At 44.8% G+C, this 24,373-nt stretch carries 19 protein-coding genes; 15 read left to right on the top strand and 4 right to left on the bottom strand.

Going from position 1 to position 24,373, the window contains the following annotated elements:
- Window positions 1–2: 2 nt before the first annotated feature.
- The 3 genes from AC6RV6_RS26040 to AC6RV6_RS26030 all read left to right on the top strand — a co-directional run bounded on the left by AC6RV6_RS26040 (window position 3) and on the right by AC6RV6_RS26030 (window position 3,954).
- Window positions 3–1,211, top strand: coding sequence for a 4-hydroxy-3-methylbut-2-enyl diphosphate reductase (locus tag AC6RV6_RS26040; RefSeq protein ID WP_500243806.1), 1,209 nt, complete (start codon window positions 3–5; stop codon window positions 1,209–1,211).
- Between the two features lie 175 nt (window positions 1,212–1,386).
- A complete protein-coding gene (locus AC6RV6_RS26035; protein WP_500243805.1) occupies window positions 1,387–1,770 on the top strand; it encodes a hypothetical protein in 384 nt (127 codons plus the stop codon).
- A gap of 87 nt (window positions 1,771–1,857) precedes the next feature.
- Window positions 1,858–3,954 (top strand): substrate-binding domain-containing protein, encoded by a 2,097-nt coding sequence (locus AC6RV6_RS26030; RefSeq protein WP_500243804.1) that lies wholly within the window; start codon window positions 1,858–1,860, stop codon window positions 3,952–3,954.
- Window positions 3,955–4,048: 94 nt separating this feature from the next.
- On the opposite strand, the gene AC6RV6_RS26025 is transcribed toward AC6RV6_RS26030, so the two are convergent.
- Window positions 4,049–4,294, bottom strand: coding sequence for a hypothetical protein (locus AC6RV6_RS26025; RefSeq protein WP_500243803.1), 246 nt, complete (start codon window positions 4,292–4,294; stop codon window positions 4,049–4,051).
- A gap of 334 nt (window positions 4,295–4,628) precedes the next feature.
- Between AC6RV6_RS26025 and AC6RV6_RS26020 the strand changes: the two genes are divergently transcribed.
- The 3 genes from AC6RV6_RS26020 to lpdA all read left to right on the top strand — a co-directional run bounded on the left by AC6RV6_RS26020 (window position 4,629) and on the right by lpdA (window position 9,149).
- Entirely contained in the window at window positions 4,629–5,588 is a 960-nt protein-coding gene (locus AC6RV6_RS26020) for a glycosyltransferase family 2 protein (RefSeq protein WP_500243802.1), read from the top strand.
- 116 nt (window positions 5,589–5,704) lie between these two features.
- Window positions 5,705–7,555 carry a protein kinase domain-containing protein gene (locus AC6RV6_RS26015; protein WP_500243801.1) on the top strand — a complete coding sequence of 617 codons (1,851 nt, stop codon included), beginning with the start codon at window positions 5,705–5,707 and terminating at the stop codon, window positions 7,553–7,555.
- 172 nt (window positions 7,556–7,727) lie between these two features.
- Entirely contained in the window at window positions 7,728–9,149 is a 1,422-nt protein-coding gene (gene lpdA, locus AC6RV6_RS26010) for a dihydrolipoyl dehydrogenase (protein WP_500243800.1), read from the top strand.
- Between the two features lie 28 nt (window positions 9,150–9,177).
- On the opposite strand, the gene AC6RV6_RS26005 is transcribed toward lpdA, so the two are convergent.
- Window positions 9,178–9,930 (bottom strand): Uma2 family endonuclease, encoded by a 753-nt coding sequence (locus AC6RV6_RS26005; protein WP_500243799.1) that lies wholly within the window; start codon window positions 9,928–9,930, stop codon window positions 9,178–9,180.
- Between the two features lie 94 nt (window positions 9,931–10,024).
- On the opposite strand from AC6RV6_RS26005, the gene trpC reads away from it, so the two are divergent.
- The 5 genes from trpC (at window position 10,025) to AC6RV6_RS25980 (ending at window position 16,267) form a co-directional block, all read left to right on the top strand.
- On the top strand, window positions 10,025–10,909 hold the full coding sequence (trpC, locus tag AC6RV6_RS26000; RefSeq protein WP_500243798.1) for an indole-3-glycerol phosphate synthase TrpC: 885 nt from the start codon (window positions 10,025–10,027) through the stop codon (window positions 10,907–10,909).
- A gap of 76 nt (window positions 10,910–10,985) precedes the next feature.
- Window positions 10,986–11,288, top strand: a complete 303-nt coding sequence (locus AC6RV6_RS25995; RefSeq protein WP_500243797.1) for a DUF5340 domain-containing protein — start codon at window positions 10,986–10,988, stop codon at window positions 11,286–11,288.
- 60 nt (window positions 11,289–11,348) lie between these two features.
- Window positions 11,349–12,494, top strand: coding sequence for a pyridoxal-phosphate-dependent aminotransferase family protein (locus AC6RV6_RS25990; RefSeq protein ID WP_500243796.1), 1,146 nt, complete (start codon window positions 11,349–11,351; stop codon window positions 12,492–12,494).
- Window positions 12,495–12,744: 250 nt separating this feature from the next.
- Complete coding sequence (locus AC6RV6_RS25985) at window positions 12,745–14,367, top strand: protein kinase domain-containing protein (protein ID WP_500243795.1); 1,623 nt, start codon at window positions 12,745–12,747, stop codon at window positions 14,365–14,367.
- Window positions 14,368–14,494: 127 nt separating this feature from the next.
- Window positions 14,495–16,267 (top strand): peptidoglycan-binding protein, encoded by a 1,773-nt coding sequence (locus AC6RV6_RS25980; protein WP_500243794.1) that lies wholly within the window; start codon window positions 14,495–14,497, stop codon window positions 16,265–16,267.
- A gap of 67 nt (window positions 16,268–16,334) precedes the next feature.
- Here AC6RV6_RS25980 and AC6RV6_RS25975 read toward each other — a convergent pair whose 3' ends face one another.
- Complete coding sequence (locus AC6RV6_RS25975) at window positions 16,335–18,521, bottom strand: lytic transglycosylase domain-containing protein (protein WP_500243793.1); 2,187 nt, start codon at window positions 18,519–18,521, stop codon at window positions 16,335–16,337.
- A 127-nt stretch (window positions 18,522–18,648) separates the two neighbouring features.
- Here AC6RV6_RS25975 and AC6RV6_RS25970 point away from each other — a divergent pair, with 127 nt between their 5' ends.
- From AC6RV6_RS25970 to AC6RV6_RS25955, 4 genes are read left to right on the top strand one after another with little or no spacing between them, the layout of a single operon-like run.
- The gene (locus AC6RV6_RS25970) at window positions 18,649–19,719 is read left to right on the top strand and encodes an aromatic ring-hydroxylating dioxygenase subunit alpha (protein WP_500243818.1); all 1,071 of its coding nucleotides are present in this window, start codon (window positions 18,649–18,651) and stop codon (window positions 19,717–19,719) included.
- Window positions 19,716–21,443: an ATP-binding protein gene (locus tag AC6RV6_RS25965; protein WP_500243792.1), complete on the top strand. Its 1,728-nt coding sequence runs from the start codon at window positions 19,716–19,718 to the stop codon at window positions 21,441–21,443. The genes AC6RV6_RS25970 and AC6RV6_RS25965 overlap by 4 nt, the downstream gene beginning before the upstream one ends.
- Window positions 21,444–21,495: 52 nt before the next feature.
- Window positions 21,496–21,864, top strand: a complete 369-nt coding sequence (locus AC6RV6_RS25960) for a Pepco domain-containing protein (RefSeq protein WP_500243791.1) — start codon at window positions 21,496–21,498, stop codon at window positions 21,862–21,864.
- Between the two features lie 6 nt (window positions 21,865–21,870).
- Window positions 21,871–23,943, top strand: a complete 2,073-nt coding sequence (locus AC6RV6_RS25955; RefSeq protein ID WP_500243790.1) for an SUMF1/EgtB/PvdO family nonheme iron enzyme — start codon at window positions 21,871–21,873, stop codon at window positions 23,941–23,943.
- Between the two features lie 48 nt (window positions 23,944–23,991).
- Here AC6RV6_RS25955 and AC6RV6_RS25950 read toward each other — a convergent pair whose 3' ends face one another.
- Window positions 23,992–24,123, bottom strand: coding sequence for a hypothetical protein (locus AC6RV6_RS25950; protein WP_500243789.1), 132 nt, complete (start codon window positions 24,121–24,123; stop codon window positions 23,992–23,994).
- Window positions 24,124–24,373: the final 250 nt, after the last annotated feature.

Genomic DNA, 24,373 nt, shown 5'->3' with positions numbered 1-24,373 from the left:
ACATGGATACCCGAGCTTTTAAACGCGATCTCAATCATTCCCCAAATTACTATCGTCGAGGATTTGGCAAACAAAAAGAATCTATTGCTGCTTTAAATACTGAATATCAAAGCAGTTTAATTCAAAAAATTCGCGATAATAACTATCGTCTCGATCGCGGCGACGTAACGATATTTTTAGCAGAATCTTTTGGCTTCTGCTGGGGAGTCGAACGCGCCGTCGCAATGGCCTATGAAACTCGCAATCATTTTCCGAACGAACGGATTTGGATTACCAATGAAATCATTCACAATCCAGAAGTAAATGCTCGCTTGCAAGAAATGGAAGTGGGTTTTATTGAAGTAAAAGAAGAGGAAAAAGATTTCTCTGTTGTCGATACTGGCGATATTGTCATTCTCCCTGCTTTTGGTGCTAGCGTGCAAGAAATGAAACTCCTCGACGATCGCGGTTGTACCATTGTCGATACCACTTGTCCTTGGGTTTCTAAGGTTTGGAATTCCGTTGAAAAACACAAAAAGCGCCAATACACTTCCATTATTCACGGCAAATACAAACATGAAGAAACCGTTGCAACCAGTTCTTTTGCGGGAACTTATTTAATTGTCTTGAATTTGGCAGAAGCGCAATATGTTTGTAACTATATTTTGCAGGGCGGAAATAAAGAAGAATTCTTGGCTAAATTTCCCCATGCTCACTCCCTTGGATTCGACCCCGATCGCGATTTAGACCGAGTCGGTGTGGCCAATCAAACGACAATGTTAAAAAGCGAAACTGAAGCGATCGGAAAACTGTTTGAGAAAACTCTATTAGAAAAATACGGACCGGTGGAACTCAACGCGCATTTTATGAGTTTTAATACGATATGCGATGCCACCCAAGAACGTCAAGATGCCATGTTTGGTCTTGTCGAACAAGATTTGTCGCTGATGGTTGTTATTGGCGGTTTTAATTCTTCTAATACCACCCATCTGCAAGAAATTTCGATAGAAAAAGGAATTGTTTCTTATCATATCGATAGTGCCGATCGCATTGGACCCGGCAATCGCATCGAACATAAACCTTTGGGAAAAGCGATCGAGGTAACAGAAAATTGGTTGCCAGAGGGTAAAATAACCGTTGGGATTACCTCGGGTGCATCCACTCCCGATAAAGCGGTAGAAGAAGCGATCGAGCGGCTCTTGGCTTTGAAAGAATCTCGGGTTGCTTGTTAAAAAATACAAAATAATTTTCAGACAGTTTTTGTAAGGGCGTAAATATCGCGCCCTTATAATTTAAGATTGCTTCTCTCACAATAAATAAAGAAAAAATAAATAATCACCTTGCAAAAATATTAACAAGCTAGACTAAAATCCTAGATAAATCTACTACTTACAAAAGGAGTGCTTTATGCCCCGTCTTACCATTGACAGCAAAAAAGATTGTTACGTCCTCGATGAAGGCAAAATAAATGCTCTCCAAGATACAGCAAATTCCCTTAAATTAGAACCGGGAACTTATGTTGTTCGCATTAACCAAGGTGCTTTCAATTATTGGGCGGATAATAAAGAATTCCCCGGAGAGCCTTGGGTCTTGTTATGGATTTATGGGGGGAAATTCATCAACAAGAAAACTAATATTGAAGTGGGTTGTACGTGGTCTTCCCTGAACGGTTTTGATGATACCGTAACGCTGGAAGTGTTGGAAACCACGACACTCTGTGGCTTATTTTTTGATACCTATGCTCAAGACAATACCGGAGCGGTAACGCTATCGATCTTGAAAGATGAATAGTTTGTAAACTGTTATTGGTTATTTGCCATAACCCAGCAAATAACCAATATCTCATCACTCAATAACCAAGAGGTTTAAACGATCGCGATGTTGCCCCAGAACAAGAAAACTTCAATTACTCGTTTGTTGTTTCAATTGACCCTAGCGGCTGCATCTTCTTTAGTTGTTGCACTGTCGATGGATTCGGTAGCGGCTCAATCTCTGAACCCCGTTATTCCAGAAGGAACAACGGTTAGAATTGATGGCTCGAGCAGCATGGCAACGGTCAATGAAACATTAAAAGAATATATAGAAACGAAATATCCCGATACCCAAGTCCGAGTTCAGTATCGGGGAACAGAAGAAGCCCTAAAAGCCTTAAAAGCAGGAAAAATAGATTTGGCGGCGATCGGCCGTCCTCTGACCGAGGCAGAAAAAGCCGCCGGTTTTTTAGCTTATCCTTTAAGCCGCCGGAAAATTGCCATTGTTGTCAGCGCGGATAATTCTTTTGATGGCAGTTTATCCGACCAACAATTTGCCAAAATTTTTCGCGGCGAGATCGATGACTGGTCTGATATCGGCGGCGATCGCGGTCAAATTCGCCTGATCGATCGCCCAATCGTCAGCGATACCCGTCAAGCCTTTCTCATCTATCCTATTTTTCAAGATCGCCCTTTTGACTCGAGGGACGATGCTATTCAATTGGAAAAAGATAGTACCGCAGCGTTAATTGAAGAATTGGATGCTAATGCGATCGGCTACGCGATCGCCGATCAAGCCATCAATCGCCCAGAATTGCGAATTCTCTTGATGCACAATGCTTTCGTCACCGAGGAGAGTTATCCTTTTTCTCAACCGCGTTACTATGCCTATCGTCAAGATAATCCCAGTCCGGCGGTGCAATCTTTTCTCGGTTTAATCGCCACACCCGATGGCAAGGAAACAATCGAATCCGCTAAATCCGGCAGAAAAACGGCGATTTCTGCGGGTTTGTTAGCACTGTCACCGGATTTTAGCCGCAAAACGAGTGTTCCTTCAGCGAGAATCGATCGAGAGACAGTCGAGGAGATCGCCTCCCCTGATACCGGCAAAACATCTGAAAATGAAGGTGCCGTCGCGATTGCACCCGCCAATTCAGGGAACTCATCTACTTCTCAAACATCAGAATCTCAAACATCAGAATCTCAAACATCAGAACTCCCCGAAGAAACCACCATCTCTCAAGCCAGTCCAGAGGGAGAAGAAACGGAAGATCGCGACACGGAAGATCGCAATGATGACGCAGCGATAATTTGGTGGTTTTTGGCCTTTTTAGGATTATTGGGACTGGTGTGGTTATGGCTGAACAAACAGAAAGCAGCCTCTTTTGTCAAGCGAGCGATCGGCTTACCCGGACAACCCCCTCCGATCGCTCTGACACCCAAACCGGCAAAACCCGAACCCCTTGGCAAACCGACTCCCGAACCCATACCAACACCAGAAGCAGAGAAAGTTACACCTCCTGCTGTGATTTCTCCCACATCGCCAGAACCTCCAAAAGTTGAGCCCGTCGTACCTCCTGTTGCACCTCCCCCTATTGTTCCTCCCGTATCCCCCGAACCGCCCAAAATCGAGGAAACACCGCCCCCTGTTGCACCGACTGCACCCATCAGCGAGACTCTTGCAACACCCGATATTCCTCTCGTTTCTCCAGAAACGATTGCCAGTGCTGTCGCAATTGGAGCAGGTGCGGCGGCGATCGCGACACCAGTTGGAGATACTCCAGAAACGCGATCGGAAACAGATAAAATCGAAGCAATGAGTTTACCAAGCAATGCTTACGGCAACTTGACGGTTAATAGCAGAACGAATTGCTATCTTTTGGATACCAACCAATTAGCTCATTTAGAAAGTGGTTCCAATACACTTGAATTAAATTCGGGAGTCTATGTTATCCGCATTGAAAGCGGTTCGTTTAACTACTGGCCGCAATTTCAACAAAAATTTGCCGGAGAACCTTGGGTTTTACTTTGGTTATATGGTGGCAAGTTCATTAATAAGAAAACCAATCTGGAAGTCGGCTGTACTTGGGCCGCCTTAAATGGTTATGAAGATACCATCACTTTAGAAGTTATCGAAACCATCAAACTTTCAGCTTTGTTCTTCGATACTTATAAAGATGACAACGAGGGGCAAATTACCCTATCCATTTTGAAAGATGAATAGCTGTATTATTGTTAAGCAATAATCTATTTGGGGGTAGATGCGATCGCGCTTACCCCCTTATTTTTAAGCCTGAGTCCCCGACCCTTTGCAAAAATTAATGTCTTGGCTTGATTCTCTTGCCATTCTCTTTTCTGGTTTCCTCGCTACTTTCCAAGTGCAACAACGCTTCGAGATCGTCCCCCATTTCATCCCAGACGCGATCGGGTTGAGAGTCGGGTTTGCTGGGAATGGGGAGTTCCTCATCTTCCTCTAAGGGATTGAGTAAATCTCCTAAAACATCAAGAGATTCTGCAAAGGCTTCGTTGGAAGCAAGACGGGACTCTGGTTGATTTTCATTCATGTTGATTTCCTCGCATTTGGCACAACCCACCCTTTAACTTTATCTTTACTCTCAATCGCCGACTGATTTTTTCCTGATTTAGTTTCCTAATCCGATCGCTTTTCCTCTCTATATTTTATTGAGTTTTCCTGAAATGATTGATTTTCGGGCAGTGTGGCAAAAGCGATCGCTCGCGATCTTGGCACTCTCAAAACAGTAAAAATTTTTCAGAGAATTAGCCCAACAATCTTGTCGAGAAAGAAAAAGAAAATTGGTATTTTCGAGGGTTTAGACTTTCACTTATTATACGATCGAAATTGAATTTTTACTGCTCAGGAATTTTCTGATTTATCTTATGTCTTGTCCTAGCGATCGCGTTGAGCTTTCTATTGTCATTCCCTGCTATAACGAGGAAGATAATCTTGTGGTTCTGTTTCAGCGCTTACAAGCCGTGTTAGAGGGTTTAGATTTAACCTATGAAATTGTTTGCGTGAATGATGGGAGCAAAGACGATACACTGGCAAAACTCATCGATTTTCATCTTCACGATGAGACGATCAAAGTTGTGAATTTATCGCGCAATTTTGGGAAGGAAATTGCCTTGACAGCAGGGTTACATTATGCTTCGGGAAAGGCTATAATTCCCATTGATGCCGACTTACAAGATCCGCCGGAATTAATTGCTGCGTTAGTCGAAAAATGGCGCAAAGGTTATGATGTCGTTTACGCGACAAGGAGATCGCGTCAGGGGGAAAGTTGGCTAAAGAAACTCACAGCAATGGCATTTTATAACACGTTAGGAAATATGAGTCCCGTTGCAATTCCTCGCAATACGGGAGATTTTCGCCTCCTCGATCGCCGGGTTGTGGAAGCGATTAAAAAAATGCCAGAAAGAACTCGTTTTATGAAAGGAATGTTCGCTTGGGTAGGATATACGCAAACTTCGATTCTCTTCGATCGCGACCCTCGTTTGATGGGGAAAACAACATGGAATTACTGGAAACTGTGGAATTTTGCCCTTGATGGGATCACTTCTTTTAGCATGCTTCCTCTTAAGGTTTGGAGTTATTTGGGGTTAATTATTTCTTTGATTTCTTTATTATATGCTAGTTTTTTGATTATCCGGACTGCGATCCAAGGGATTGACGTTCCGGGCTATGCTTCAATTATGGTGGCAATTTTATTCTTTGGGGGCATTCAATTAATTACATTAGGGGTTTTGGGGGAATATTTGGGACGGGTTTATGAGGAAGTCAAAGGTCGGCCTTTATACTTTGTTCGCGACGCTTATGGATTTGAAAACATTGATGATTAACGAGGAGATTGAATTGAGTGGCCGATAGACTGATAATTTTCAATAATCGCTGGATCGATTATCAAAGTTGGTTTTTGAGTTAGAATTAAACAATTCCTTATGTTTTCTCCAGTCTAATGAGTTATTGTCTTAATCCAAACTGTTCTCACCCTGAAAATATTGATAATAATCAATTTTGTCAGTCTTGTGGAATGCCATTGAGTTTAAGCGATCGCTATTGTTCCCTCAAACTTATGGATCGGGGGGGATTTGGACGGACTTTTTTAGCCTGCGATCGACAAAAACCTTCTCATCCTCTCTGCATTATCAAACAATTTCATCCTCAAGAAAAAATTAACATTAGTAAAGCCGCACAACTTTTTCACCAAGAGGCGATTCGTTTGGAAGAGTTGGGAAATCATCCTCAAATTCCCGATCTTTATGCGTATATCGAACAAGATGAAAATCAGTATATCGTTCAAGAATTTATAGATGGAGAAACCTTACAAGAAGAATTAGAAAACAACGGAAATTTTACAGCAAAACAAATTTTAGAACTTCTCGCTCATATCCTACCTGTATTGGAATTTATCCATCAAGGTCGGGTCATTCATCGAGACATCAAACCCAGTAATATTATTCGTTCTTTGGATACTAAAAAATTAATTTTAATTGATTTTGGTGCGGCAAAGTATGCAACAGCTACGGCTTTGGTTCAGAAAGGAACGCAAATTGGAAGTGCTGAATTTATTGCCCCCGAACAATTGCGACGACAGCCGATATTTGCCAGCGATCTTTATAGTTTGGGGGTTACTTGTCTTTATCTTTTGACGGGAATTTCTCCCTTCGATTTATACAACACCTTGGAAAATCGTTGGGTTTGGCGCGATTATTTAGTGGAAAATCATGTAGGCGATCGCTTGGGTAAAATTCTAGATAAAATGATCGCTGAATCGTTAAGCGATCGCTATTCTACGGCGACTGAAGTTCTGCAAAATTTAAACTTTTCTGCTTCAACTTCTTCTCAAGTTTTATCTCTTCAGCAGCCGCTACAATCCTCAGTCAAGCATGAAAATATCTACACTCACGCTTATGATTTGACTCAACACAATGATAAAGTATTAGATTTGGCAATTAGTCCCGATAGTCAATATTTAGCGACGGCGAGTGAAGATAAAACGATTAAGCTATGGGAACTGTCAACAGGAGCAATTGTACAAACCTTACAAAATAAATCGGGAGCAGAATCAGCTTTTCATTCTGTTGCTTTTTCTCCTAATGGTAAAATGCTGGCGAGTGGAGACTTTAACAATATTATTCAATTATGGAAAGTTAAAAATGGCAAAAAAATCCGTCAGTTGAAAGGTCATAGGGGATTTGTTGCAGGTGTGAATTCTCTGGCATTTAGTTGGGATGGGGAAAAATTAGCCAGTGTGGGAGGAGATAAAACCCTGAGAATTTGGGAGGTCAAAAATGGGAAATGCTTGCAGGTTTTGCGAGGTCATTCTCGCTGGTTGAGTTCTGTTTCAATAAATCCGGACGGCCAAACTTTGGTAACGGCAAGTGCCGATAAAACTCTTAAAATTTGGGATTTTCATCAAGGTACGGAGTTGAAAACGATTAAAAATGATGCGGCGATGTTTGCTGGGTTTAATGCGGTTACTTTTAGTCCGGATGGTAAAATTATTGCAACGGCTAGTGACGATAATATGGTGAAACTCTGGGATGCGATCGCAGGTGATAAAGTTGGTGTTTTAGATACGCATAATAATTGGGTTTGTTCGGTTGCTTTTCGTGGCGATGGTGTATTATTAGCCAGTGGTGGCTATGATAAAGCAATTCGAATTTGGGATGTGCGATCGCAAGAAGAATACCAAGTTTTAGAAGGACATCAAGGTATTGTGAAAGCGGTGATTTTTAGTCCAGACGGAACGAGATTGGTGAGTGGTGGCGAGAATAAAATGGTGAAGGTGTGGCAGTTAGAATAAGCGCTCGTTGCTTGATGGAATGCGATCGTGTTTTTAGGTTAGGCAACTTGTTGAAAGATTTTCGGTTTGAGCAATGGTTGAACCTCTTCTTGTACTGACCGATCGCACTTCCCTATTGCCCATTGCCCGCTCTTCATTGATAATTGATCATTGATAACTGTTCATTGAAAAGATGAGTTTCGACTACGACTTGGTAATTATTGGAGCAGGAGTTGGCGGTCACGGAGCCGCCCTGCACGCCGTTAAATTGGGATTGAAAACCGCCATTATCGAAGCCGCAGATATGGGCGGCACCTGCGTTAACCGGGGCTGTATCCCTTCAAAAGCCCTCCTCGCCGCATCTGGGAAAGTGCGAGAATTTCACGATACCCAACACCTGCAAACACTGGGTATTCAACTGGGAAGCGTTGCCTTTGACCGACAAGCGATCGCAGACCACGCGACCAACCTCGTCGATAAAATTCGCGGCGATCTTACCAATAGCTTGACCCGTCTCAAAGTCGAAACCATTCGCGGCTGGGGAAAAATTGCCGGACCGCAAAAAGTTTCTGTCAAAACCGACAACGAAGAAAGATTTATTACCGCCCGAGATATTATCCTCTCTACGGGTTCTATTCCCTTTGTCCCTCCCGGCATTGAAATCGACGGAGAAACTGTATTTACCAGCGATGATGCGGTGAAATTAGAATATCTGCCCGACTGGGTAGCGATCGTGGGAAGCGGCTATATCGGCTTAGAATTCTCCGATGTGTACTCCGCTTTAGGCTGCGAGATTACCATGATCGAGGCTTTAGATGTGTTAATGCCTGGCTTCGATCCCGATATTGCCAAAATTGCCGAACGAGTTCTTCTCAAACCCCGGGATATCGAGACTTATAGTGGTACATTAGCGAAAAAAGTTACCCCCGGATCTCCCGTGGTTATCGAACTCGCCGACGCAAAAACCAAGGAAACTATCGATATTTTAGAGGTCGATGCCTGTTTGGTCGCTACCGGACGCATTCCCGCTACGAAAAACCTTGGTTTAGAGACGATCGCCTTAGAAACTAACCGTCGGGGCTTTCTTGAAGTTAACGACAAAATGGAAGTGCTGAAGGAAGGCCAACCAGTGCCGCATCTATGGGCGATCGGGGATGCTACGGGTAAAATGATGTTAGCTCATGCCGCCTCTGCCCAAGGAGTTATTGCGGTAGAAAATATTTGCGGCCAGGAAAGAACCATCGATTATCGCAGTATACCTGCCGCCGCCTTTACCCATCCGGAAATCAGCTATGTGGGCTTAAGCGAACCCCAAGCGAAGGAATTAGGGGAAAAAGAAGGTTTTTCTATTGCGACTGCCAGAACTTACTTTAAGGGCAATTCTAAGGCATTGGCGGAAGGAGAAACCGACGGTATTGCCAAGATTATTTATCGCAAAGATACCGGAGAATTGCTCGGGGTGCATATCATTGGCTTACATGCGGCGGATCTGATTCAAGAAGCTGCCAATGCGATCGCGCAGCGTCAAGCGGTACAAAACCTCGCTTTCAATGTTCACACTCATCCCACTCTCTCGGAAATTCTCGACGAAGCCTTCAAACGTGCCAAGGTTTAGCTGAGAATGCACAATTCCTCGGTTAATCTCACCCATGACCGGGGAGATTGTCAGGGTCTAATCCCATTGCTTGCAAGCGACTTCGCAACGCCTGCAATTCTGTTTGTACTTGTTCCTTCTCCTGTCGTTCTTGTTCCGCTCTTTCTCCTCCCAAAGGTACCAAATTACCATCGCGATCGTAAAACCTGATCCAAATGGCACGTTCCCGCAAAATTTCTCCTTCCCACAGTCCCAACCACAGACCCAAACTCCCACACCACAAGCGTCCCCGCTCATTTGGGGTCAATTCCTCATAACGTCCTTCTTGGTTCAAATGCCAGCCCTGTAGAGATTCTTGGTTAAACGGATTGTAGACAAAATAATCGCGGGTTTGGAATGTCCGCTCGTAGAGCCTTTTTTTCTGGTTTAAATCCACACTTGCTGTCGAAGGCGACATCAACTCAACAATAACATCGGGATAGCGTCCTTCCTCTTCCCACACGACCCAACCTTGGCGTTCTCTCGTTCCATCAACATCAAGGGCAACAAAAAAATCGGGTCCTCGGAAATCCTTATTTTTGACTTGGGTGCTGCTGTAATAGAGGAACATATTTCCTCCAGTGAAATAGTCTTCTCGTCCGGTATAAGCCTGATGAATAGACTCAATTAAAACATTCATGGCAATGCGGTGACGATTGCTTTCCAAGGGTTCTCCGTCATCAAAGATTAAATCTGTTGGAGGAAGTGGGGGAGTATAGTCTTCTGGGGTTTGAGTTGTTTGTTGAGCTAATTCGACAGACATGGTAAATCTCCCACACTTTCTTCTTATCCTATCGCTTTCGATCGCTGCATCGGGAAGATTATAATCCCATTACCCATTATCCATTAACCAAACAATGCAAATTCGTAGAGTTAACCCCAGCCGTGCCGTTGATGTCAGCATTCTGAGTTATCGGGTCAAACATCCTGAAGCAGAACCCCGCAATATATTAGAGAAGATTGTTTGGCATAAAGAGACTGAAGTGGAAAAGCTGCGCGATCGCACTCCTTTAATCGAACTGCAAAAACAGGTCAAAAAGGCTCCCCCTCCCCAAGATTTCTTAAGTGCTTTAAAAAATGGGAAAACGCAACCCGCCCTCATTGCTGAAGTCAAAAAAGCCTCCCCCAGTAAAGGACTCATTCGGGAGGACTTCGACCCAGCAGCGATCGCAAAAACCTACGAAAAAGCCGGGGCGAGTTGTATTTCCGTCCTCACCGATCGCAAATTTTTTCAGGGAAGTTGGGAAAATCTCGCCAAAGTTCGCGCTGTGGTTGACTTGCCTTTGTTGTGCAAAGAATTTATTATCTATCCTTACCAAATCTTTCTCGCACGGAGTCAAGGAGCCGATGCCATTTTACTGATTGCGGCAGTTTTAAGCGATCGCGATTTGAGCTACTTTATCAAGATTATCGAAAAAGCGGGCATGACTCCTCTCGTAGAAGTCCATTCTCTCCCCGAACTCGATCGCGTCCTCGGGATTGAAGGTGTTAAACTGGTGGGAATCAATAATCGCAATCTGGAAGATTTTTCTGTAGACCTGCAAACGACAGGAAACCTGTTGGCACAACGACGAGACCAACTCCGCGATCGCGGAATTGTCACCGTCAGCGAGTCCGGACTACATTTTGCCGATGATATCGATATCGTGCGCCAAGCAGGGGCAAATGCCGTGTTAATTGGGGAATCTTTGTTAAGACAACCCGATCCGGCAGAAGCGATCGCGGAATTATTCCCGATCTAAAATCTTTCTGTTAAATTGCCCACTGTTCCTAAAAAAATCCCTATACTCTCTCCTATTCTCTTAAAGCCAGTCTTCAATGGATCAAATTCCTCTTCCTTCTCTCATTCACTACGAACTGCTCTTGCAACTGCTCGAGCGTCAAACTTCATCGACAGTGGAAAAAAATCCAGCCTTGCGGGAGCAAGTGCAGCAATTGATCGTTACCCTTCGCAAAGCCCTCGCGCAACAACGCCAGATCGAGGCGATTTGCAAACAGGCCAAAATTCCCTACGAACATCGCTGGTCTCTCAATAGTTTAGAGATCGAAGCAGAACTTTTACCCGAAATTTTACGCGCGATCGAGGATGGTAAAACTGAAGATCGCGAAATTGCCTCTTGAGACTGAGAGTTGATAACATCGATCGCTAAGAGTTGATAACCAACCCATAACTAATAACCCATGAAACCTTTGTTAATGATTCCGGGACCGACTCCCGTACCCGCTCGAGTTTTACAAGCCATGGCCAAACATCCCATCGGCCATCGCAGCAAAGCTTACAGTAAAATTCAAGAAGAAGTGACAGCTAATCTTAAATGGCTGCACCAAACCGAACAGGACGTACAAGCCCTCACCGTGAGCGGTACTGGGGCGATGGAAGCGGGAATTATTAACTTTTTGAGTGCGGGCGATCGCGTTTTAGTTGGTTGTAATGGCAAGTTTGGCGATCGTTGGGGGGAGGTTGCTGAAGCGTTTGGCTTACAGGTGGAAAAAATTAGTGCAGAATGGGGCAAACCTCTCGATCCGGCTGAATTTCAAGCAAAATTAGAAGCGGATAAAGAAAAGGCCATTAAAGCCGTTATCGTCACTCATTCGGAAACCTCAACGGGAGTATTAAACGACCTCGAAGGTATCAATAAAGCCGTCAAAGCCCACGGAGAAGCATTAATTATTGTCGATGCCGTCACCAGCTTGGGGGCAATGAGCATTCCGACTGATGAATGGGGGCTAGATGTGGTTGCTTCTGGGTCGCAGAAAGGTTATATGATTCCTCCCGGTTTGGGATTTGTGGCGGTCAGTCCCAAAGCGTGGAAAGCCTATGAAACGGCGACTTTACCCAAGTATTACCTCGATTTGGGATCTCATCGCAAAGCCACGGCGAAGAATAGCACTGCTTTTACACCCCCCATTAATTTAGTTTTTGGATTGCAAGAAGCCCTGCAAATAATGCGCGAAGAAGGATTAGAGAATATTTTCAGCCGTCACGATCGCTTGAAAAGAGCCACTCGGGCGGGGGTGAAAGCAATGGGGTTAAGCCTATTTGGTGCTGATGAGGTGGCAAGTCCCGCCGTGACTGCGGTGATGCCGACAGAGATAGAAGTCGAAAAAATTCGCTCCACCATGCAGCAAAAATTTGCGATTTCCCTCGCAGGAGGACAAAATCATCTCAAAGGAAAAATCTTCCGTATCGGTCACTTGGGTTTTGTCTGCGATCGCGATACCCTGACGGTGATGGCTGCCCTTGAAGCAACTTTGCAAGAATTGGGAGCAAATAATTTTATTTCTGGTGCAGGAGTCACGGCAGCCAATCAAGTTTTTGCAGAATAGTCATTTCCCTAAACAATGAATCAGACAAATCCCTTGATTGTGAGTTGGAGGCTGGCAGCCTCCTTTTTTGTATTAATTTTTGTACAAAATTCAGGCAGTTTCCTCAAGCCTCAAGTTTACCGCAATCCTAATCGCTGAAATCATGGGGAAAGCGATCGGCTGATGCAAACTCCCCTGCTACTATAGGGATGTCGCGTTCTCCCCCTTCTCAACGGGTTAGAAGTTAGGTCAAATTTACTTATCGCAGACCATGGAAATTCTTTGCACTCGTCCAAGCTGTCATACTCAAAATATTGCGCCCGAACTCGACGATCCCGACCGACTGAAAACAACTCAACAAAAATACTGCACCCGTTGCGGAATGCCTTTAATCTTGGGTGCGCGATACATTCCCGTCAAACTCCTCGGACAAGGGGGGTTTGGAGCCGCTTTTCTCGCTCGCGATCGCTTCACCACCAGCCTGAGAGAATGCGTGGTCAAACAATTTCAACCCTCAGGAGACTTGACCCCCCAACAGTTACAAATTGCGCGAAAACTCTTTGAACGAGAAGCTGCCGTCCTTGAGGAATTAGGGAACGAACACAAGCAAATTCCCAATTCCTACGCCTATTTTCCCGTTATCGTTCCCAGTCCGGGGAGTCAAAAAGACGAGCAGTTTTTTTACTTGGTACAACAGTTCATCGATGGACAAGATTTAGAACAGGAACAGGAAGAAAAAGGCATTTACAGCGAAGCAGAAGTCTTAGAAGTTCTCACCGCCATTCTCGAGGTTCTCGAATTTGTCCACGGGCAAAAAGTTATTCATCGGGATATCAAACCCTCAAATATCATGCGATCGCGTAATGACGGACGTTTGTATTTACTCGATTTTGGTGCAGTCAAACAAATTACTGCCACTGTCGGCACTCCCCACGGGCGATCGACGGGGATATATTCGATGGGGTTTGCGCCTCCCGAACAAATGCAAGGGGCGCAGGTGTATCCCTCTACTGATTTGTTTGCCTTGGCTGCGACTTGTTTGGTGATGCTGACGGGCAAAGACTCAGCAGAATTATTCGATACTTATAATAACCGTTGGGACTGGCGATCGCACGCCCCTCACGTGAGCGATGGGTTAGCCGCGATTCTCGAGGGAATGTTGCGTCCCATCCCCCGCGATCGCTATGCTTCGGCACGAGAAGTTTTAGAGGCGATCGCGCATTTAACCCCTTCTGCCGTTACGCCACCTCCCATCCCAACCCCCCATCAGACACAGCCCACCACCGTACAGGGTAATCCTTCGCCTTCGCCTTCTCCGCCTCCCATTCCCCAAACACCTCCCCCTGTGCCTTCGATTTCACCTCCTGCTGCCTCATCTACTCAAAAACCCGTTCGACAAACCCCACCATCTCCTCATCTCTCGGTAACACCCTCAACTCCTGCCCCTCCTATGCCGGCCTCGCCTCCTAGCAGTAGCGGACCAGTTACCTCGAGAAGTCGCTCTCGTCAAGGTTTATCGACTCTAGAAATTATTGTCAGTGCTGCTTTTACGGGGTTTGAAGGAGCGTTGTTATTCATGGCATTGACAAGTATCGTACAGGCGATCGACCCTATAAGTATTGGCTTATTGGGTATGATTTTGGGAGGACTGATCTATTCTCTCTCTCGTCACATTATTGAGAAGTGGGATTTAGCGATTTTGGGGGGTATTACTTTTGTATTGGTCGCTTTAATTGGCGTTTTCCATCGCAATGCAGCTTTGCAAGCAATCTTAAAAAACTTACAACCCGAATTTATTGGGATTTTCTTTTTAGCTGTGTTTGCGGGGGCGGCTACAGTTGCGATTACCACTCTTTTTCTCTTAATTTATAGAATGCTCTCCAAAATACTGTAAGCGATCGCTGTAGGGACTGATGGGTGAGATCTACTGGGGGAAAATAACCGGATGGGTTGGACACCTCATTATCAATGAGCAATGAGCAATGAACAATGAATAGTAACCAATACCCAATAATAAAATAATGGAATCTCTATCTTATCTTTATTCTACTGTTACTTTTGAAGACGAAATCAAGCCAACAGAGCGAGAGAAATTAGAGATATTTCTCCCATTGTTGCGACTGAAAGGAACAAATTTATTAAAAATTTGCTTAGCGATCGCACTCCTTTCTAATTTTTGGGGAGATCCAGCACTGGCACTTTTAAAGAAAGGCGATCGCAGTTCGGAAGTCAAGGATTTGCAACAACGATTGCAACGCATGGGCTATTTTAACGGACCCGTGACGGGATATTACGGCAGTATTACTACAGAAGCCGTGATTCGCTTTCAACGCGCCAAAGGATTGAGTGTTGATGGGGTGGCAGGAGTGCAAACCCAAAGTGTCTTACAGGGCAATTCTAGTGGGTTCTCATCGACGATCGCTACATCGGTAAGACGAGGCGGAGTTCTCAAACGGGGACAGCAGAGCGATCGCATCAAAAAACTACAACTCACTTTACGAGAACAAGGCTATTTTCTCGGACCCGCAACGGGATATTATGGCAGCCTGACGGAAGCCGCCGTGAAACGATTTCAACGCGATCGCGGCTTAACCGCCGATGGGATCGCTGGCTCCCAAACCCAACAGGCTTTAGGCGGTTCTTCTCCTCTCACCTCCGTTACTGCTGAAAACTCTTCTAAAAATAGCAATGAAAGCGATCGCTTAACCCCTTTTATTTCTGATAGCGAAACCTATCAATTTTCTGAACCTTTTTACGAGCCTTCTACCCTATCTTCTCCCGAAACCCCAGCACAACCCAAAGCGGAGAAAATGAGCCTGCGAAAAACAATTTACGGCAACATTGCGCCCAAATCTATCGTTCATTCGGGACAAGGTTTATTCTTTGCTCAAAATATGATGTATACCCATACGATTACGGTGTACGATCGCAGCTACAATTTAGTCGCAGAAATTCCCGATACGATCGAACTCACTGAATACGGTCATTCTCAATATCAAGGTATTTATCGCGGTTCTCCTGTTGAAGCGAGTTTCTCGAATAATGGACGTTATGCTTGGGTTTCTAATTATCAAATGTATGGGAAAGGATTTAACAATCCGGGAGATGATAAGTGCAGTCCGCAACAGAAGAAAGATAATAGTTTTTTGTATCGCATCGATACCGATAGTCTTGCGATCGATCGCGCGGTTGAGGTCGGTTCCGTTCCCAAATATGTCGCCACCACTCCCGACGATCGCTTTGTTTTAGTCAGTAATTGGTGCAGTTACGATCTCAGTGTTGTCGATAGCGAACAAAGTCGAGAAATCCAAAGAATTAAACTGGGTGCTTATCCCCGTGGTATTGTTGTCGATTCTTCAGGAGAATGGGCTTATGTTGCGGTCATGGGATCTTTAGATATTGCCAAAGTTAACTTACGAGATTTTTCCGTAGGTTGGTTAAAAAATATCGGCAATTCACCTCGAAATCTGAATATTTCTCCCGACGGTCAATATTTATATGTTAGTTTGAATGGTGAACAAAAAGTCGCTAAAATCGATCTGCAAACAGGGAAAGCTATTGCTAAAGTATCGACAGGTAAAGCCCCACGCAGCACGGTATTATCCGATGACGGAGAGTTTTTATATGTGGTGAATTATCACTCCGATACCTTAAGTAAAATTCGCACCCGAGACTTTCAAGTAGTCGAAACAGTAAATACTCACGATAAACCCATTGGCATTACCTACGATCCGCAAAGCGATCGGGTTTGGGTCTCCTGCTATTCTGGCAGTATCATGATCTTTTCGGGCTGATTGTTCATTTTAATTATGACAATTCAAGGAGGACTGACGACCCTCTACAAAGACAATCCCACATTATTTATCCATTATCGACCAATTGAGCAACATCGGGATTATAAATCCGCAAATAATTCCAATAGTTGCTAAAAACAGATTCGACATAATTTTTTGTTTCGCCGAAGGGAATTTTTTCCACAAATTCATCGGGATCGTTAAAACCAAAGCGTTTCACCCAGCTACTCACGTTACCGGGTCCAGCATTGTAACTGGCGATCGCTAACATGGAATTACTTTTATATTCTTCATGGGTATAGTTTAAAAACCACGTTCCCAAAGTAATATTATTTTCTGGGTTAATTAAAGAATAATCTTTCAACGCAATCTTTTCGGCGATCCATTCTCCCGTTGCCGGCATCACCTGCATGAGTCCGATCGCACCGGCGGAAGAGCGAATTTCCGGTTCAAAACGCGACTCTTGGCGAATCAAAGAAATTACTAAAATGGGATTGATTTTATGTTCTTTCGACCATTTAACAACGGTGTCATTGTAAGGAAAAGGAAACAAGCCTTGCCAATACTTCGAGGTTTGACGGAGTGCCAGCCATTCTTCTCGTTCTTCGGGTTTTTCTCGCTCCTTTAAACTCCAGATAGAATCAATTCCTTTTAAGTAATCTCCTGTTGTTTGTAACAATAACCCCTCTGTAAACTGCTCGGCTACCGTTGGTTCTTGTTGGTTTGTCAACTCCGCTTGCCAGAGAATCCAAGCATCATTATCTTGACCGAGTTGGTAGAGTTCTTGGAACAACTCCGATCCCGCAGGAGGAAGGGGGCGAATTGGCGGGGGGATAACTTCTGGCTGCTGGGTTCGCACGGTGGTAAATGTCCCCACATCCCAGCCCAACAGCGACGCAGAACGCCACGCATAGTAAGATTCAGGATGTTTGGCGAGGACGTATTTATAGGCGGCTTGCGCGTCTTGAGGACGATTGACTCGAGCCGCCCATTTTCCCACCCAAAAGGCAGCTTTTGGAGCCAAACTACTATCGGAATTGTTGCTGGCGATGGGGTGCGCCCATTTCCACGCTTGCACGTATTCCCCTTTCTCAGCGAATTTTTGTGCTGTTTCCCAGCGATAACGGGCGGCGGCTTCGGATTTGGGATATTGATTGAGGATCGTTTGTCGGGCTTCTCCAGCCGCTTTGCCATCGCGACCCTTTTCCAGTAGCTTTGCTTTTTTCAGGAGGGCATCGGGGGCGCGATCGCGATGATTTTGGATGATGCGATCGAGGTACTGTACGGCTTCTTGAGGGTCTGACAGTCGGGCGAGGTGAAGGAGTGCCAAGCCGTTTTCTTCTGCTTGGGGAAACTCATTCACGAGTTTTTGATAGCTGATTTTCGCTTCAATTTTATTGTTGCCCAAGTCTCTTCCCCGAGCGGTGCGATAAAGATTTTTCGGGGTTGCAGGGGCTTTTGCGTAAGCACTCCCCGCTTTACCGTATTCCCATTGTTCCCAATAGCCATAGGCGATCCCTTCCCAGTCTTCCGGGGTGAGACGATCGCGGTAGTTTTTCACCAAGTAATCGCGAATCTCGCTCATTCCGGGAGCGTCGGGGGTATTTTTCGCTAAAAAGAGCAATAATTCTGGCTGATTTAATTTACCGTCCAAACGCTGGCGCACGAGTGCGTGAGTGAGGGGATGTTGGGGATATTCGGCGATGGCGCGATCGGCATATTGGGGATCGTATTTTGCCAAGCGAGAGTAGGCTTCGGCAGTGGCGGGAGAATCGGGATAGGTTTCGATGAGGCTTTCTAGGGTAGTTTTCGTGCGATCGAGGTCGTTGGTTAATTCGTAGGCTCTTGCCCGTTTGAGGACAATATAGGGGGCAAGGAGAGGATATTCATTTTCGAGGTTGTTTAATAAACGAATAGCCTTTCCTCCTTCCAATTGGGCGAGGCGATCGCTAGCGAGTAAATAGCGGGCGCGACTGCGTTCGATGGAAGGGCGATCGCTTGAGGCAATTGCGTCGAGTTGGACGGAACGGGCTTCTGGAGAGAGGAGGGCGAGGGGGAGGACTTGGGAGCGATCGTCGGCGGGTTTGGGGGCAATATTCCCCACGGGAAGCCAGTTTCTCTCGGCGATCCACTGTTCGATACGAGCGAAAGATCCTTGTTTTTGCGCCAATACGAACGTCGAACCGAGAATGGCCGCGATCGCAATACTCATGCTTATGGTTAAAAATGTTTGGATGGGTCGTCCCTTTTGCATTCTTCTGCCCTCATTTAGCCCAAATGTCATAATAGCTTATTAGTTATGAATTATTGGGTATTGGTTATTAGCTTCTCCCTTCTGAGGGTAGGTTATTGAAATGATGAAACCTTCGTCTACGGCAAAAATGCAGGTACAGCAAGTTAATTCCGATTTTCCTTCTCTCGCACCGCCATCTCTGCGGACTTGTGGTATTAATCCCGATCGCTGGTATGTTGTCGCTCGCAGTTCGGAGGTGGGCGATCGCCCGCTCTCGGTGACGCTTTGGAAAATGGCGATCGTTCTTTATCGCGATACAAAAGGGAGTACGATCGCCCTTGAGGATCGCTGTCCTCATCGTCAAGTTCGTTTAAGTTCGGGAACGGTCGCAGCAGATCGCCTCGAATGCTCTTATCACGGTTGGCAATTTAATCGCGAAGGAAAATGCGATCGCGTTCCGTACTTAGCTGACGATCAAAAGTTACCCACCTGTAAAATTCGCACTTTTCCCGTGCGAGAACTCGATGGTTTTATCTGGCTGTTTCCGGGGGAAGGAGATGCCGAGGCGATCGCACCTTTGGGAGTACCGGAATGGCATCATCTGAATTATATTGCTACGGTTTCTGCGATTGATTGTCCGGGGCATTATTCTTTTCTCATTGAGAATTTAATGGATATGTATCACGGACATTTACACGATAACTATCAGGCTTGGGCATCGGCAAAATTAGAAGCCTTAGAAGTCGGAGAAAATAGAATTGATGCCCGTTACGAAGCACAGAGTTATTATCGCATCGATAAGATTTGGTCGATTTCGCAATTATTTTTTCCTGCCCTGCGTCGCTTGCACCCCGAACCTTTAAATGTGAGCTATATTTATCCTCATTGGGTTTCTACATTGGGGCAGGATTTTAAAATTTACTGTCTCTTTTGCCCGGTGAACGAAACTCAAACTCGCGCTTATTTAATTCATTTTACGTCCTTAAATGCGTTCTGGCGACTGCATAAACTCCCCGTTCAATTCCGTCAATTTCTCAAAGATCGTTTATTCGGATCGGCACAAAAACTTTTAGATGGCTTAGTTCGACAGGATGTAGAAATGATCGAACAGGAACAGCGATCGTTTTTAGAATCTCCTCAGCGTCGTTCCTATGAACTCAATCGCACTTCCCTCGCCGTTCAGCGTTTTATTCTCCAGCAAGCGAGTATAAAACAATGATTGTCAACGCAGAATTAAGCATTTTAATTATTGATGATGACGAAGCCGATCGCTGCTTCCTCATGCAAATCTTAGAAAAAGTAGAGGAGAATATTTCTACGCAAGAAACCGAAACGAAGGAAGGTGCGATCGCTCTGCTCGCGAAACATAATTTTGATTGTATTTTCCTGAAAGAAACCCTTGCTCATAGCCTCAATATATTACAACACATTCACCAACAGAATATCGAAACACCAATTATTCTCTTAACAGAACGAGGAGATCGTCAAACGAGATTAGAATGGCGAGAAATGGGTATATCGGATACTCTGAATCAACGAGAAATCGTCCCGGAAATTCTCTCGCGCAGCCTCTACATTGCCATTGGTATCGATCGCGCCCGGCAAGAAACTACGGAAAATTTGCGCCAAGCGAATGCCAGATTAGCGGAACGAAAACAACATTTAACAACGCTGCAAAAACTCACGAATCTACTCAATCAACGCTTAACAAACTTAAAGGATTTATTAGCAGTGATGGCGCGATCGGTGTCGGAAGCGATCGCCGGGGCGCAGTTTTGTTTTATCGCCCTCTACGACTGCCAAGAATGCCAAAATAGTCTCACGGTGACGGCGGGAGAAGGCGTCGATCGCTTGCCTCTCGATCGCGCTTTTTCCGTGGGCGGTTGGCTGTATCAAGTCTTTGCGACGGGGGAATCTACCCTCATGCAAACCCCTTCTCATCCCCTTTTTCCTTTCCCCGCCGCCCTGTATGCTGTTCCCATTCAGTCGGCGAGATCGGGGCGGTTGGGGGTATTGGGGGTGGGACATTGGCAAGATATTGAAGCCTTTAGCCGAGGGGATGGACTTTTGTTACTTGCGGTGGGGGAACAAGCAGCGATCGCGATCGATAATGCCCAACTGATTCAAACCTTAGAAGAACGCGAAGAACGCCTAGAACGACAGAATCAAACCCTCGCACAACAGAATAGCAAATTAGCAACCCAACGCCAACAAATTCACCAGAAAAATTTGCAACTCATTGAAGCAACGAACATGAAATCGCAATTTTTGGCCACGATGTCCCACGAACTCCGCACGCCAATGAATGCCATTATGGGCTTTTCTCAAGTATTATTACGCCAGCGTACTGATTCTCTTTCTCCTCATCAAGCGCAGATGATCGAACGCATTCATAATAATGGGAAAAATCTACTGGAACTGATTAATGATATTCTCGATCTTTCTAAAATTGAAGCGAAAAAACTGGAAATTAAACTCGGATCGTTTAATGTTGTCCAGTTAGTTTCTACAACCTTAGAAAGTTTGCGCCCCCTTGCTGATGAAAAGAATTTAGAATTACGCTGTGATGGTTATGATACTCTCAAGAATCAAGAAATCGTGAGCGATCGCGATCGCCTGCGTCAAATTTTGGTGAATTTACTCTCGAATGCGATTAAGTTTACAGAAATCGGCGGCGTTACGGTGAAATTAGAAGAGGGAGAAAGCGATCGCATTAATATTATCGTTAAAGATACCGGTATCGGCATTCCTCGCAACCGCCAACAACAGATTTTTGAAGAGTTTTACCAATGCGATCGCGGCACAACACGAAAATATTCGGGAACGGGTTTGGGGTTGGCAATTACTAAATCATTAGTGGAATTAATGCAGGGTAAAATTGAGCTAGAAAGTCAGGTTGGCAAAGGAACGACCTTTTTAATTGAATTACCTTGTAACCAGTAAACCCGAGCCTTCGAGGTTAAAATAAATGTGACTTTTGCAACGGCATGGAAAGATGACAGAACCAGAAACGATTAGTTTTATTACTGAAGATGTTCCCGAATCCGTTGACGGGGAGCGCATTGGCATCGATATTGGTGGGGGATTCGGTGAAGCCGTACAAAAAATCGCCAATCTCAAACAGCGCACAGAGGTGCGAGTGGATACGCTAACGCAAGAGATGGGCAAACTCTATCGAGTTATGATGCAACTATTTAATCAATTTCAATCCACGCAACCGGAAACCCTGCGCCTTGAAGAGGTGGAATTATCTGTCGAGGTGAATAGTAAGGGACAGGTGAGCATTGTCGGCATGGGGGGAGAAGTAGGCAGAAAAGGGGCAATTACTTTAAAATTTAAGCGAGTTCCTTCCTCTAATTCCTAGGTTTTAATGAGCGGTAGAAATTGGGCGATCGCGATCGGGATTAATAAATATCAAAATTTGCAGCCTCTCGAGTATGCTCGAGGGGATGCGGAGGCATTGCAGAGTTATTTTTTGCAGGAAGTGGGGTTTGAGAAGGTTTATTACTTCTCGGAGAAGTCACCCGCTATTGAGCAGGATCATGGTGCGCCGATCGAATCTCGCCCTACTTATGCGGTATTGCGGCGTTTTTTGCGAGTGCGGTTCGAGAAACCGTTTTTAGGGGCGGGGGATAATTTTTGGTTTTTCTTTGCGGGACACGGCATTCGGGAAGGCGATCGCGATTATCTCATGCCCATTGATGCAGATCCGGGGGATGTGGAGAATACGGCGATTTCTCTTCATTACATCAGAGAACGGCTTTTGCGGAGTGGTGCGGATAATGTGGTGTTGCTCCTCGATGCTTGTCGCAATGAGGGACGCAGATCGGGTTTAGGGGTAGGCGGTTCGCGCTATCCGGGGATTGTTACATTCTATTCTTGCAGTCCGCGTGAATCGTCTTATGAAATTGAGCAATTACAACAAGGGGCATTTACCCACGTTCTCTTGCAGGGGTTGCGAATTCAAGGAGAGGGTAATTGTGCGACGGTAGAGCGACTTTCTCATTATTTACGGTCTTATGTTCCGGCGTTGGTAGGGCATTATAAAAAGCGCTTGCAAACCCCTGTTGCGGCGGTGGATCCGGCTTCTAAATATCATTTGATTTTGTTGCCGAAGTTGGCGACGGTGGCAGATACCAATGTTCTCAGAGTAGATGCGTTTGCGGCAGAGCAAAAAGGCGATTATCGACGCGCTAAAGAGTTATGGATTCGGGTTTTAGTCAATGCACCGGGAGATTCACAGGCAATTGAAGCGATCGAACATCTGGCTTCATTTCGTTCTCGATCTAAAACTTCTCATAAAAGTAAAAATATTGGTAGTCGCTCTGGAATGCAATTGCGTTTAACTCGAAGACAGTGGCTAATATTGGCGCAATTGGCAAGTGCAGGAGCTATTTCGACAATCGCCGCTAAGATAATGTCTGATTTTGGGAAAAAACTTCAAACAATGGTATCGCGAAATCTCAACGCTCTCCAGCAACAGTCTTCTCCTAAATCAACGCTTGAAACCTCTACAAACAACTTGCAAGAATTTGCATTTGAAACGGTGACGGTAAATGCGAAGGGAGAGGAAATAGAGCGTAAGAAAGGCAAGGCTAATTTTTTGGCTGAGGATTTAGGAAATGGAATCAAGCTGGAAATGGTTGCGATTCCTGAAGGAACGTTTATGATGGGGGCATCAAACACTGAAGAGGGAAGAGTTAATAGTGAAAGTCCTCAACATCAAGTCAATGTGAAATCCTTCTTTATCAGTAAAACTTCCATTACTCAAGCACAGTGGCAACAAGTGGCATCTTTCCCCAAAATTCAAAGCGATCTCAAATCCGATCCTTCTCATTTCAAAGGGAATCACCGTCCGGTAGAAAGTGTATCCTGGTATGATGCGATCGAGTTTTGTGCCAGATTATTCGTTCATACTGGGCAGAAATATCGACTCCCGAGCGAGGCGGAATGGGAATATGCTTGCCGTGCAATGACAACAACTCCGTTTTCTTTTGGAGAGACAATTACAACAGATTTGGCAAATTATCGGGGAACAGATTGGACATTTAAAGGAAAAATTTACAAAGGATTCTATGGTAGTGGTTTCAGAGGATTGTATCGAGAAGAAACAATACTTGTAGAAAAATTTCTCCCCAATTCTTTTGGGTTATTCAATATGCACGGGAACGTTTGGGAATGGTGTGCAGATCCTTGGCATGATAACTATAGAAGGGCTTTGCTAGATAGCCGGGTTTGGGATGAGAATAATAATCCCTATCAAAATTTATCAGAAAATTTACCAGAATTTCTCCAAGATAAACGAAACCGAGTATTTCGGGGTGGTTCTTGGCTCAATATGCCTGTATATTGCCGTTCTGCTAATCGTGGCTTTAACCAGCCTTGGGTTCGTAACAATAATATTGGCTTTCGGGTGGCGTTGTTCGCGGCGAGGACTCTTTAGCCATTTCCTCTCTTTCCCTTTGCTCTTCTTCTACTCGACTCTCTTTTGTTAAATTGTCTTATTTTCTGAGAGGGGAAAAGGCGATCTCGTTTTGGAAGAGAAAATAAAGTTATAGCGATCGCGATCGTCAACTTGAAGAAGAATGGACACAATCAACACAATCTGAAGAAGAGAAAACATGACCTATCCTCGATATTGCGATCGCTTTTCCTGAGAATATCTCAAAAATGCGATGGTCAAGATAATTATATGTCCCAAACTGCCTTTTTAAACAATGCAATCGCGCAATTTTTCAACAGAATACGCAATCGACATTTATTGATAACCAATTATAGCTTGTTTTAATCGCCGCAAACGTTTTTGTCTATTTTCATGTTCGGGTCTACCGAACTTAGTATGTAAAACTAAGTTGAGAAAAGGGCATCCAACC

This window comes from Spirulina sp. LEGE 11439, from assembly GCF_059821285.1.
Note: the sequence above shows the minus strand (reverse complement) of the source record. Positions and strands in the feature narration are given on the sequence as shown.

Coding starts and splice junctions, on each gene's coding strand:
- AC6RV6_RS25980 (WP_500243794.1), top strand. CDS start 14,495: ATGGAATCTCTATCTTATCTTTATTCTACTGTTACTTTTGAAGACGAA.
- AC6RV6_RS25975 (WP_500243793.1), bottom strand. CDS start 18,521: ATGCAAAAGGGACGACCCATCCAAACATTTTTAACCATAAGCATGAGT.
- AC6RV6_RS26035 (WP_500243805.1), top strand. CDS start 1,387: ATGCCCCGTCTTACCATTGACAGCAAAAAAGATTGTTACGTCCTCGAT.
- lpdA (WP_500243800.1), top strand. CDS start 7,728: ATGAGTTTCGACTACGACTTGGTAATTATTGGAGCAGGAGTTGGCGGT.
- AC6RV6_RS26005 (WP_500243799.1), bottom strand. CDS start 9,930: ATGTCTGTCGAATTAGCTCAACAAACAACTCAAACCCCAGAAGACTAT.
- AC6RV6_RS25965 (WP_500243792.1), top strand. CDS start 19,716: ATGATTGTCAACGCAGAATTAAGCATTTTAATTATTGATGATGACGAA.
- AC6RV6_RS25955 (WP_500243790.1), top strand. CDS start 21,871: ATGAGCGGTAGAAATTGGGCGATCGCGATCGGGATTAATAAATATCAA.
- AC6RV6_RS25960 (WP_500243791.1), top strand. CDS start 21,496: ATGACAGAACCAGAAACGATTAGTTTTATTACTGAAGATGTTCCCGAA.
- AC6RV6_RS25950 (WP_500243789.1), bottom strand. CDS start 24,123: ATGTTTTCTCTTCTTCAGATTGTGTTGATTGTGTCCATTCTTCTTCAA.
- trpC (WP_500243798.1), top strand. CDS start 10,025: ATGCAAATTCGTAGAGTTAACCCCAGCCGTGCCGTTGATGTCAGCATT.
- AC6RV6_RS26040 (WP_500243806.1), top strand. CDS start 3: ATGGATACCCGAGCTTTTAAACGCGATCTCAATCATTCCCCAAATTAC.
- AC6RV6_RS26020 (WP_500243802.1), top strand. CDS start 4,629: ATGTCTTGTCCTAGCGATCGCGTTGAGCTTTCTATTGTCATTCCCTGC.
- AC6RV6_RS26015 (WP_500243801.1), top strand. CDS start 5,705: ATGAGTTATTGTCTTAATCCAAACTGTTCTCACCCTGAAAATATTGAT.
- AC6RV6_RS26025 (WP_500243803.1), bottom strand. CDS start 4,294: ATGAATGAAAATCAACCAGAGTCCCGTCTTGCTTCCAACGAAGCCTTT.
- AC6RV6_RS25995 (WP_500243797.1), top strand. CDS start 10,986: ATGGATCAAATTCCTCTTCCTTCTCTCATTCACTACGAACTGCTCTTG.
- AC6RV6_RS25990 (WP_500243796.1), top strand. CDS start 11,349: ATGAAACCTTTGTTAATGATTCCGGGACCGACTCCCGTACCCGCTCGA.
- AC6RV6_RS25985 (WP_500243795.1), top strand. CDS start 12,745: ATGGAAATTCTTTGCACTCGTCCAAGCTGTCATACTCAAAATATTGCG.
- AC6RV6_RS25970 (WP_500243818.1), top strand. CDS start 18,649: ATGCAGGTACAGCAAGTTAATTCCGATTTTCCTTCTCTCGCACCGCCA.
- AC6RV6_RS26030 (WP_500243804.1), top strand. CDS start 1,858: ATGTTGCCCCAGAACAAGAAAACTTCAATTACTCGTTTGTTGTTTCAA.